Origin of the sequence: Actinophytocola sp., from assembly GCF_035762905.1 — a bacterium.
GTDB lineage: Bacteria > Actinomycetota > Actinomycetes > Mycobacteriales > Pseudonocardiaceae > DASYTH01.
In genome coordinates this window covers 1-12,158 of record NZ_DASUCC010000026.1, presented here as the reverse complement: position 1 = coordinate 12,158, position 12,158 = coordinate 1, and the positions used below count along the sequence as shown (strand labels likewise).

The following is a 12,158-nucleotide window of genomic DNA, read 5'->3' as shown; positions in this document are numbered from 1 at the left end:
CTCTTCCGCAAACCGGAAACCGATATCGCTGAATTTGTCATGGCACTACCATCCCGACCCCACCCGCCACACCCCTGACACACCCCTGACACCACCACTGACACCGCGCCCCCCCACGTCACCGCAGGTCAAAGCCATGTGAACACCTGACAACACAAAAGCAGGGCAAAGCGTGGCTTTGCCCTGCTTCGTGTGCGTGCCGTTGTGCTCCCGGCTCAGACAGCCACCCGGTGGATGACGATGTCGTTGCGTCGTGCGCGGGCGTAGACCTTGACGTTGTTGTCGAACGGGCCGAGGTCGTCCTGTGCGGACAGGGAGTTGCGCACCGCCCCCTTGGTGCTCTTGGCCTGCACCTGGGCGGCGGTGCCCGCGCTGATGCCGATCTCGATGCCCCCGGCGGCGTTCAACAGTTCCGCCTGGCCGCGCGTGAGCCGGCCGATCCGAATAGGACAGTTGCCCGCCTTGGCGAAGACACTGCCCTCGGCCCGGTCGATGTCGAGGCTGCCGCTGGAGCTGTTGAGCTCGAGGTCGGATCCGGCGTGGCCGATCCAGATCTTTCCGGTCGAACCCAGGTACCTGACGGCGCCGTCGACCTCGTCGATCCGCACCGTGGCCGACGTGCTTTCGATGTCGACGCTCCCGGCGACGTGTCCGACCGCGACCTCGCCGGCCGCGAGATTCCCCCGCAGCGCGGCGACGTGGTCGAGCCGGACCTGTCCCGAGGCCACGTGCAGCTCGCAGTCGCCGAGTTGGCCGCCGGCGTGCACCTCCGTCCAAGCCGTGGTCAGGACCAGCCCGGATCCGACCGGCAACTCGATCGTGATGGCGACCGAACCGTTCTTGTCGCCCGACTTGTTCGTCTTGACCGACAGTTCGCCTGCGGAGAAATCGACCTTGGTGTGCTCGGCCACCTTCACGTCCGTCTTGTTCGCGCTGTCGATGGGCTCGACCAGCACCACCGTGTCCGACCGCTCGGTCGCGGTGACCCGCACCCTGGCGCCGCCGGTGGTCAACCTGGCCGTGATCGGCCCAGGTGTGGTGAACGTTGGCATGACAAATCTCCCTCTGGGTGTGCGTGATTGGCTCTACTTCGCTGCGTGTGCGATGGCGTCGGTCAGCCGCTTGCGCTCACGGTTGGTGACGTAGCCGCCCGTGGTGTAGTTCTGGACGAACGCCTCGACGAACTCCACCGGGTCGTTGCCGACGATCTCGCGGATCGGCGTTCCGTTCGCCGCGGCCTGTTCGAACAGGTCGGCGAGGTCTTCGAACATCGACCCGACGCTGCCGGCATCGGTCGGCACGAAGTGCATCAGGTACCGCTCGATCGCTTCGGCCGCCGTGGCGTAGTTCGGCGGAAGCTGCTTCACCCGCGCCTTGTACTCCCGCCATTGCCGCTTGGGGCCGATCACCCGGGAGATGAAGCCGCCATTTTCTACCTCGGACATGGTTACTTTCCTCCTTCGCGGAGCTGTTCCAGACGTTCCGTGAGGAAGCTCCACGTCCTCCAGAACTCATCGAGATTTTCCCGACCCGCGGGATTGAGCGAATACACCTTTCGGGGTGGTCCCTTGTCGGACGGGATCTTCTCCACGTCGACCAGGCCGCGCTGCTCGATCCGGACCAGCAGCGCGTAGACGGTGCCCTCGGCGATGTCGGAGAAACCCTGATCCCGCAGCCACGCCGTGATCTCGTAGCCGTACGCGCGCCGGCCGGACAGGATCGCCAGGACGATGCCCTCCAGCGTTCCCTTGAGCATCTCCGTCACCTGCTTGCCCATGGAGCACCTCCTCTCACTACTCGGTGATACTGACTACTAGTACATAGTATCACTGAATACTGAGGCGAGCGCAAGCTCGACATGGCGCCGAATCGGGGTCAGAGGACCGCGCCGTCCCTCGTCCTCCTGCGCAGCGACGGCCTGCTCGACTGGGCGAGGTCCTTCCACATGTCCGACAGGCCGGCGATGGTGCGCGCCGCGAACAACTTGCGGATGGACACCTCCTGCTTCAGCTCCGACCGGATCAGGCCGACCAGCCTGATCGCGCGCAGCGAATTGCCACCGAGGTCGAAGAAGTCCTCGTCGATCCCCACCCGGTCCAGCTCGAGCACCTCGGCGAACGCCCGGGCCAGAACCCGCTCGGTGTCGTTGCGCGGTGCCCGGTACGACCCGTCATCGAGCTCGGGCTTGGGCAGCGACGCCCGGTCCACCCGCCCGTCGACCGTCACCGGCAGGCGGTCCAGCACCACGAACACCGACGGCACCATGACCTCCGGCAACCGCCCCGCGGCGAACCGGCGCAGCTCGTCCCCGGACACGGCCTTGCCGCCGGCCGGGACCACGTAACCGACCAGCCGCTGCCGTCCGGCGTCGTCATTGCCGGCGACCACCACCGACCGGGTCAGCGCGGGGTGCTCGGACAGCGCCGCTTCGACCTCGGCCAACTGGACCCGGACACCCCGAACGTCGGTCTGGGTGTCGGCCCGGCCCACGTAGTCGAGCCGGCCGTCGGTACCCCACCGCACCAGGTCTCCGGTCCGGTACATGAGCCCGCCGGCTGAACCGAAGGGACAGGGCACGAAATGCTCCGCGGTCCGCCCGGGTCGCCCGGCATAGCCCCGCGCCACGCCGGGCCCGGCCACGTACAGCTCTCCGGCCACGCCAACGGGGACCGGCGCCAACCCGGGTCCCAACACATAGCGGGCGGCGCCGTCCGTCTGACCGTGACCGTGGATGATCGTCAGCTCGGGGCAGGCCGCCCGGGCCCGGCGCACCGCGGCCGCCGAGAACAGGCCCACGGGCAGCCACACCGTGGAGAGCTGGTGCGCGCTTCGCAACTCGGCCAGCGCATCGAGGTCCAGCTCCCCCGCAGCGGCCACGACCACCCGGCCGCCGTTCAGCAACGGCGTCCACAATTCGAGGGCGAGCGCGTCGGAGGTGTGCGGCGAATGCCACAGCACGGTGCTGTGGCCGCCTTCGCGCCAGTGTCCATCCAGGACGAACCGCCGCATGTTCCGGTGCGTCACGGCGACGCCGGTAACCACACCGGTCGGGCCCGAGCTGCACATGACGGCCAGCAGGCCGTCCGGACGCGGCGGGACCGCAACCTGTGGCACACCGTCGCCGTCAGCGCCGATGTCGCCGAACACGATCGCCGGAACGTCCAGACCGGAATGGACTTCGGTGCTCGCCGTGTCGGTGAGCAGCACGCGCGGCGACGCATCGCCGACCACCGAGGAGATCCGCTCCGCCGGGAACACCGGATCGATCGGCAGGTAGGCGCCGCCCGCCTTCACCACCCCCAGCAGGGCGACGGCCAGGTCCACCGATCGAGGCAGCGCCACCGCCACGACCGTCTCGGGTCCGACGTGCCGCCTGCGCAGCGCCTCGGCCACGCGGTCCGAGCGCTCATCCAGCTCCCGGTACGAGACCGTCGAGTCACCGGAGACCAGCGCGATAGCATCGGGGTCCCGCTCCACCTGCCGGGCGAACAGCTCGGGAACCGTCAAGCCCGGCACCTCCGGGCCGGTCGGCGCGGTCAGCACCCGGTCCCGCTCGGCACCGCACAGCACGTCCAGCGCACCGACCGGCTGCTCGCCTGCGGCCACCACGGCACGGAGGTAGGCGATCAGCTCCTCGCCGATGAACCGCAGTTCCGCGCGGGAGTACAGCCGCGCCGGGGCGTCGAGCCGGATGTACAGGTCGCTGCCGGCGCTGCCGTCGGTGTACACGGCGATCGACAGCTCGTCGAAGGTCCCGGTCGTCGCGCCGGAGTAGCGCGCCGGGCTGTCGGCGAAGCGGAGCTGCTCCGCGAACTCGACGACGTTCATGACGACACCGAAACTGCCGCGATCGCTCAGGACGGCTTCGCTCGCCCGCTGGATGTCCGAGTAGTGACAGGCGGCGTGACCGAGGATCTCGTAGGTCTCGTCGACGATCGCGTCGGCGACCTCGGTGAAGGTCGCACCGAGCGGAACCCGCACCCGCACCGGCACCACGTTCACCGCGAGGCCGGGCGTCCGGCTCGCCACCCCGACCCGGTTGCCAACGGCCAGCGAGAGAAGGAACTCCGGACGGTCGCAGCGATGCCGGAGATACACCGCCGCGGCCGCGGTCAGCAGCTGCGACGTCCACACGCCCATGGCCCGCGCGGCCTCGGCCCACGCGCCCGCCTCGGCGCCCGGAACGGTCAGCGTCCGGCTCGCCATGCCGATGGCGCCGGCCACCTCCGACCAGCGGTCGGCGCTGCTCAACGGTTCGTCGAGCGCGGAGCGCATCGAGTCGGGCAGGGCGATGCGCGGAACCTGCGCGGGCGCGGGCGCGCCCTTCAGGTAGTCGCGCCAGAACTCCGTGTCCTCGGCGAACTTCTCGGAGGCGAGGTAGGCCAGCGCCTCGGCCGCGAACGACTCGGCGTCCCACGGGTACGGCAGCTCCGGTATCTCCTCGCCCCGCACCAGCGCCGTGTACACCTCGGCGAGCCGCTTGGACAGCAGACCGCCCGCACCGAACCCGTCCGAGATGAGGTGGTGGTAGGCGATCACCACGAGCGAGCGGGTCGCCGCGAGCCGGACCACACCCAGCCGGAACAGCCGATCCCGCGCCAGGTCGAACGGCTGCCGAACCAGGTCGGCCAGGGCTTCGCGGGCCGCCTGCTCGGGATCGGCCTCGGCGGACAGATCCAGGAAGAACGGCCGCCAATCCCCCAGTTCCCGGGGTACCAGCCGCAGTCCGCTGCCGTCGTCGACGAAGTTGACGCGCAGCACCTCCGCCTCGCCGAGCACGTGCCGGAACGCGGACTCCATGACCGCCGCGTCCAGCTCACCGTCCACATCCCACATGGTCAGCGCATGGTTCGGCGTATCGGGAGCCATTTCCTGCGCCCGCCACATCCCTTTATGCGCGGACGAGACACCGAACGAACGCACAAAGATCAACCCCTCAACGAACAGGCCCGGGAATCAGAGAACTCACAACCACCCCCCACCATCAGGGATGCGCGTCAGCCGTTCAAGACAAGGTGGCGCCGAGCGGGACAAGCCGCTGTGCAGCTTGCGGTGTCCCGTCGGCAGGACAGTCCGGCGGCGCGGAACTGCGCCCGGCGTTCACCGCTTGACCATCGCGGACATGATGTGCGCGGCGATCAGTCGCGGCGCCGGGTGCCGCAGCACCAGGTTCGCCCTCAGCTTGAGTCCGGTCGACGCGGCCAGCCGTTTGCTCAGCTCGAGGGACAGCAGTGAGTCGAAGCCGAGCGCCACCATCTCCTGGTCCGGGTCGATGGCGGCGCCGGACGAGTGACCGAGGACGCCGGCGATCTTGTCGAGGACGTGCTCGAGGACGACGGTCTTCGCCTCGTCTTCGGCCAGGCCGGAGATCCGGTCGGACAGCGGGACCAGGTGGTCCGAGCCGGAGTCGTCCGCAGGCGTTTCGGACACCTCGGCCACCGCCGTCGGCGAGGAGCTCAGCCAGTACCGCTGCCGCTGGAACGCATACGTCGGAAGATCCACCCGCCGGCGCGTCCCGAACAGGGCGTCCCAGTCCACCGACCCGCCCCGGACGTGGAGTTGGGCCAGCGAGCCGACCACGGCCGCCACCTCGTCGGAGTCCCGCCGCGACGACGACAGGACCACCGCGCCCGCAACGTCCTCGACGATCTCCTGCACCGGCACGGTCAGCACCGGGTGCGGGCTCAGCTCGACGAACACCCGGAAGCCGTCGTCGGCCAGCCGCCGCACCGAGGACTCGAAGCGGACCTTTTCGCGCAGGTTGTCGTACCAGTACTCGCCGGTCAGCTCCGCGGTGTCGATGATCTCGCCGTACAGGGTGGAGTAGAAGAACGGCGGCTTCGACGTTGTCGGGCGGATGTCGGACAGCGCGCCGAGCACCTGGTCGCGGACCCGGGTCACCTGGTGGGAATGGGAGGCGTAGTCGACCTTGATCCGCCGGGCCTGAACACCGTCGGCCGTCATCCGCGCCACGAACTCGTCGAGTGCGGCCGGTTCCCCGGACACCACAACGGAACGGGGTCCGTTGACCACGGCGACGCTCACCCGGTCACGCCACGGCGCGAGCCGTTCCGTCACGACCTCCTCGGACTCCGCGACCGACGCCATCCCGCCGTGACCGATCAGCTCGACCAGGGCCTTGCTGCGCAGCGCGACGACCTTGGCGGCGTCCCGTAAGGACAGTGCACCGCACACGTAGGCGGCGGCGATCTCGCCCTGGCTGTGCCCGACCACCGCGGCCGGCTGCACGCCCCAGGACCGCCACAGGGCGGCCATGGACACCATCACCGAGAACAGCGCCGGCTGAACGACGTCCACCCGGTCCATGCCTGGCGCCCCCGGCACGCCGCGCACCACGTCGAGCAGCGACCAGTCGACCCACTCGGCCAGCGCGGCCGAGCACGCGTCCATGGTCTGCGCGAAGACCGGAAAGGCGTCATACAGCTGCCGGCCCATGCCGACCCACTGCGATCCCTGTCCGGGGAACATGAACGCGACCCCGCCGAGGTTCCCGGCGACACCGCGCAGCACCGTCGCGGACTCCGCACCGTCGCACAGCGACGCCAAGCCGCTGCGCAGCTCGTCCCGGTCGCGGCCGAGGACCACCGCCCGGTGCGCGAACCGCGACCGGCTCGACACCAGCGAGGCGCCGACATCGGCGACATCCGCACCCGGCTCGGCGGCGGCGAAATCGCGCAGCTTGCCCGCCTGCAGTTCCAGCGCCTTCGCGCTCTTGGCCGACACCACCCACGGCACGAGCCCGCCGACGACGCCCGAGTCGGCACCGCGCTCCTCCGCCTGCTCCCGCGGCGGTTCTTCTTCCAGGATCACGTGTGCGTTGGTGCCGCTGACGCCGAACGAGGACACCGCGGCCCGCCGCGGACCGTCCGGCCGGGTCCACTCCCGCCCCTCCACCAGAAGCTCGATCGCACCGCTGGACCAGTCCACGTGCGTCGAGGGCGCCCGCACGTGCAGGGTCTTCGGCAGGTACCCGTTCCGCAGCGCCAGCACGGCCTTGATCACGCCACCGACGCCGGCGGCGGCCATGGCGTGCCCCAGGTTCGACTTCAGGGATCCCAGCCAGAGCGGCCGGCCCGCCGCCCGGTCCTGCCCGTAGGTCGCCAGCAGCGCACCCGCCTCGATCGGATCGCCGAGCACGGTTCCGGTGCCGTGGGCTTCGACGAGGTCCACCTCGGCGGCCGAGACCCCGGCGTTCGCCAGTGCCTTGCGGATCACCTGTTCCTGGGCACGGCCGTTGGGAGCGGTCAACCCGTTGCTGGCCCCGTCCTGATTCACCGCGGAACCGCGAAGCACGGCCAGCACCGGGTGACCGGCCCGGCGGGCGTCGGACAGCCGCTCGAGCAGCAGCACCCCAACGCCCTCGGCCCAGCCGGTGCCATCGGCTCCGTCCGCGAAGGCCTTGCACCGGCCATCGGGCGACAGCGCGCGCTGCCGGGAGAACTCCACGAAGAACGCGGGCGTCGGCATCACCGCCGCCCCGCCGGCCAGCGCGAGTGAGCACTCCCCGGAACGCAGTGCCTGCATCGCCAGGTGCAGGGCCACCAGCGACGATGAACACGCCGTGTCCACCGACACCGCCGGCCCGGTCAGCCCCAGCTCGTAGGCCACCCGGCCGGACGCGACGCTCAGCGCGCTGCCGTAGAGCAGGTAGCCCTCCAGATCCTTCTGCCCCGCCTCGAGGAAACGCCATCCGTACTCGGACGAGCTCACCCCGGAGAAGACGCCGACGTCGGCCCCGCGTACGTCGGCGGGAACGATGCCGGCCCGCTCGAAGGCCTCCCACGACGTCTCGAGCAACAGCCGGTGGTGCGGATCGACCGCAAGCGCCTCGCGCGGGCTGATGCCGAAGAATTCCGCGTCGAAACCGGCCACGTCGGTCAGGAACCCGCCCTGCCGGGTGTACGCGCCGCCGACGGTGTCGGGCTCCGGGTCGTACACGTCGCGCCAGCCGCGGTCGTGCGGGAAGTCGCCCACGACGTCGCGGCCGTCGCGGATCACCGCCCACAGTTCCTCGGGCGTCGACACGCCTCCCGGGTAGCGGCACGCCATGGCCACCACGGCGATCGGTTCGCCGCGGCCGGCTTTCAGGGCGTCGTTCTCCTGCCGGAGGCGGTCGCGCTCCTCCAGCAGCGTGCGCAGCGCCCGCTGGACCCGGTCCGCGCCGTCCGCCGTGCCATCCGTCATGTCCGCTACCTCTTCTCGTCCAGAGCCAGGTCCACCAGAGCGTCCAGGTCCAGGCCGGACAGTTCGTCGGCGCCGGAGTCCGCCTCCGCCTGCGCTCCGTCGCCGCCCGCGGCCGGGTTGGCGCACGCCAGCACCAGCTCAAGGACGCCCGCGCTGCGCAGGCTGTCGATCGAGATGTCGCGCAGCACCAGTCGGATCGCGGCGTCGTCGGCCGAGCCCTGCTCCGGTTCCGGTTCCGGACGTAGCAGGCCGAACAGGTGCTCGCCGAGCTCGCGTGATGTGGGGTAGCTGAAGACGAGGGTGGACGGCAGGCGCAGCCCGGTCTGGGACGCCAGGCGGTTGCACAGTTCGACCGAGGTCAGCGAGTCGAATCCGAGCTGCGTGAACGCCTTTTCGGCGTCGACGACCGCGCCGGACGGGTGTCCGAGCACGACGGCGACCTGGTCGCGGACCCAGTCCAGGACGGCCGCCTGCGCCTCGTCCGCCGGCAGGGTGGCCAGCCGGGCGGACAGCCCGAGCGGGCCACCGTCCGTGGCCGTGCCCGCCCGGTTACGGCGTTGCCGGCCGCCGTCGGCGAGGTCGCGCAGCAGCGGCGGCAGCTCGGCACCGGTCCTGTTGCGCAGCGCGGCGATGTCCACCCGGGCCGGGATGAGGACCGGCTTGTCGATCGCGCAGGCCGAGTCGAACAGGGCCAGTGCCTCGGCGGTCGGCATCGCGGCGACGCCCATCCGCCGCAGCCGGGACAGATCGGCCGCCTCCAGGTCCCCGGTCATGCCGCTGCTCTGCTCCCACAAGCCCCAGCACAGCGCGGTGCCGACCAGGCCGGACGCCCTGCGCTGCGCCGCAAGACCGTCCAGGAACCCGTTCGCCGCGGCGTAGTTCGCCTGTCCGCCGGTGCCGAGCGTGCCCGCGAAGGCGGAGAACTGGATGAACGCCGACAGCGGGCGGTGCCTGGTCAACTCGTGCAGGTTGACCGCACCGCCGACCTTGGCGCCCAGCACGTGGTCGAGGCTTTCCGCGGTCAGCGACTCGACGGTGCCGTCGGCGAGCACACCCGCCGCGTGCACGACCGCGGTCAGTGGGTACCGGCCGGGCAGGTCCGCGAGCAGGTCCGCAACGGCAGCCCGGTCCGCGACGTCGCAGGCCGCGACCCGGACCTCGGCGCCCGCGTCCGCCAGTTCCTCGACCAGTTCGGCAACCCCGTCGGCCGCCATCCCGCTGCGACTGGCCAGCAGCAGACTTCGCACGCCGCGCTCGGCGACCAGGTGCCGCGCCACCAGCGAACCCACTCCGCCGGTCCCGCCGGTGACCAGCACGGTGCCACCGCCGAAGTCGTCGCCCACCTCGAAGACCACCTTGCCGACGTGGCGGCCCTGGCTCATCTCGCGGAGCACCGTGCGCGCCTCGCCGATGTTCCGTACGGCGACCGGGCTGTGCCGCACCCGCCCGTCGGCGAACAGCGCCATGACGGCCTGGAACATCTCGTGGATCGTGTCCGGGCCGGTCGCGTAGAGGTCGAACGCCTCGTAGTCGACTCCGGGGTGATCGGCCGCCACCTGGTGCGGATCGCGGATGTCCGTCTTGCCCATCTCGACGAAGTTCCCGCCGTCGGGGAGCAGCGTCAGCGAGGCGTCGACGAACTGGTGCGCGAGCGAGTTCAGCACGGCGTCCACCCCGCGACCGCCCGTGGAGTCCAGGAACTTCTTCGCGAACTCCAGATCGCGCGACGATGCCAGGTGCTCGTCGTCGATGCCGAGCGCGCGCAGGGTGGGCCACTTGGCCGGGCTCGCGGTCCCGTAGATCTCGGCGCCGACGTGCTTGGCCATCGCGACGGCGGCCATCCCGACGCCGCCGGCCGCGGCGTGGATGAGGATCCGCTGTCCCTGCTTGAGCTTCATCACGCGGAAGAGCGCGTAGTAGGCCGTGAGGAAACTGCACGGCACGGCGGCCGCCTCGGCGTAGCTCCACCCGTCGGGGATGGGCACGAGCATCCGGTGATCCGCGACGGCAACCCGGCCGAAGGCGCCGGAGAAGATGCCGGTCACCCGGTCACCCGGCGAAAACCGGGTCACGTCGTCGGCCACCTCGAGCACGACCCCGGCGCCCTCACTGCCGAGTCCGGCGTCGATGGCCGTCCGGTCCACCAGGCCGAGGGCGATCGTGACGTCCCGGAAGTTGAGCCCCGCCGCCGAAACGGCGACCCGGACCTGACCGCTGGTCAGCGGCGCTTCCACCTCGGGGCACGGCACCCAGGTCACGTTCTCCAGCGTCCCCTTGTTCGGGATGCCGAGCCGGACCGCGCCTGCCGGGGCCGCCAGCCGCGTCTGCGCGGGTGCGGCCCGGACCATGCGGGGGACCAGGTACGCGTCGCCGCGCACCGCCAACTGGTCCGCGTCGATGGCGAGCGCGTCCGGGAAGCGGGCCAGCGAGGTTTCCTCGTCGTCGATGTCCACCAGCCGGAACCTGCCGGGGTGCTCGGTCTGGGCGGACCGGATCAGACCCCACACGGACGCGCCGGGGAGGCTCTCGACGCCCGCGCCGGTGTCGACGGCCAGCCGAGTGAGCACCACCAGCGTCGACTCGGCGAGCCGATCCTCGGCGAGGAACCGCTGGACCCAGTCGAGGACGCGCTTGTCCGCGTCGCCGACCACGGTGAGCAGATCGGGTCCTACGGCGACGAAATCGTCCAGGCACAGGACGATCTGCGGCGGCGTCTGTCCGGAAAGGACCTCGTCGATGGACGAGTAGGACACGACGCTCTCGTCGCCCGCCGCGCGGAGCCGAGCGGCAAGGCCGTCCGGCGCGCCCAGAACGCCCCATGGCCCGCGCCGGGTTTCCCGCTCGCTCTGCTGGACCGGTCGCCAGTCCAGTTCGAACAACGACTGCTCGGGCCCGCCGCGCGCCGCGCGCACCTGCTCGGCACTCGCCGGCCGGAACGTCAACGCCTCGACCTGCGCGATCGTGCGGCCGTGTTCGCCGGCGATCGCCAGGGACACGACGCCTTCGCCGGCCGGGGACAGCCGGACCCGCACGGTCGGGCCGCACTCGCCGGCCAGCCGCACGCCGGACCACGAGAAGGGCATCCAGCCTTGATCGCCCGTCACCTGGATGACCCCGCCGGCCACCGCCGCGTGCAGCACGGTGTCGATCAGTGCCGGATGCAGTGCGAACCCGCCACCGGCGGTGTCCGGCAGCGTGGCGAGGGCGAAGAGATCGTCGCCGGACTGCCAGACCTCGCGCAGCCCGCGGAACGCCGGACCGTAGTCGAAACCCGCGTCCGCGAACGTGTCGTAGAGACCGTCGAGGTCGAGGCGCCGCGCCCCGGCCGGTGGCCACCCGGCGAGCGATCGCGGGTCATCGGCCCACTCGCCCGGAGCCAGGTTCCCCACCGCGTGCCGGGTCCAGCCACCCAGCTCCGGGCCTTCGGCTGCGCCGGACGAGTCGGGACGCGAGTACACGTCCAGGGAGCGGCGGCCGGTCTCGTCCGGCGCACCGGCGACGACCCGAACCGCCACGTCGCCCGAGTCGGGGAGAATCAGCGGAAGTTCCAGGGTGAGATCCTCGATCGCGGCACACCCGACGTGCCGGCCCACCGACAGCGCCAGGTCCAGGTAGGCCGTCGCCGGTACGACGACCGCACCGAACACGGCGTGATCGGCCAGCCATGCGTGCGTCCGCAGGGACCACCGGCCGGTGAAGACCACCTCGTCGGTGCCCGGGTGGTCCAGCACGGCGCCGAGCAGCGGATGGTTCGGGTCGGACAGGCCCGCGGAGGCCACGTCCGCCGACTCCGACCCGGCCAGGAAGTCCATCCAGTAGCGCTGTCGTTGGAAGGCGTAGGTGGGCAGGTCGATGGGTTGGCGGGTGCCGAATTGGGTGTGCCAGTCGATGGTGGCGCCGTGGGTGTGGAGGTGGGCCAGGGCGGTGGCCAGTGCCTGGGCCGGGGCGCGGTT

The 12,158-nt window shown here is 71.0% G+C and carries 6 protein-coding genes; all 6 read right to left on the bottom strand.

What is annotated here, in order from left to right:
* Positions 1–215: 215 nt before the first annotated feature.
* On the bottom strand, positions 216–1,052 hold the full coding sequence (locus VFV67_RS03535; RefSeq protein ID WP_326467139.1) for a hypothetical protein: 837 nt from the start codon (positions 1,050–1,052) through the stop codon (positions 216–218).
* Positions 1,053–1,085: 33 nt separating this feature from the next.
* Entirely contained in the window at positions 1,086–1,445 is a 360-nt protein-coding gene (locus VFV67_RS03530; RefSeq protein WP_326467137.1) for a DUF1048 domain-containing protein, read from the bottom strand.
* A gap of 2 nt (positions 1,446–1,447) precedes the next feature.
* A complete protein-coding gene (locus VFV67_RS03525) occupies positions 1,448–1,777 on the bottom strand; it encodes a PadR family transcriptional regulator (RefSeq protein ID WP_326467135.1) in 330 nt (109 codons plus the stop codon).
* 98 nt (positions 1,778–1,875) lie between these two features.
* Positions 1,876–4,923 carry an AMP-binding protein gene (locus tag VFV67_RS03520; RefSeq protein WP_326467133.1) on the bottom strand — a complete coding sequence of 1,016 codons (3,048 nt, stop codon included), beginning with the start codon at positions 4,921–4,923 and terminating at the stop codon, positions 1,876–1,878.
* A gap of 177 nt (positions 4,924–5,100) precedes the next feature.
* Positions 5,101–8,205, bottom strand: coding sequence for a type I polyketide synthase (locus VFV67_RS03515; protein WP_326467131.1), 3,105 nt, complete (start codon positions 8,203–8,205; stop codon positions 5,101–5,103).
* A 5-nt stretch (positions 8,206–8,210) separates the two neighbouring features.
* The coding region (locus VFV67_RS03510) for an SDR family NAD(P)-dependent oxidoreductase (protein WP_326467130.1) at positions 8,211–12,158 on the bottom strand (3,948 nt) is incomplete at its 5' end.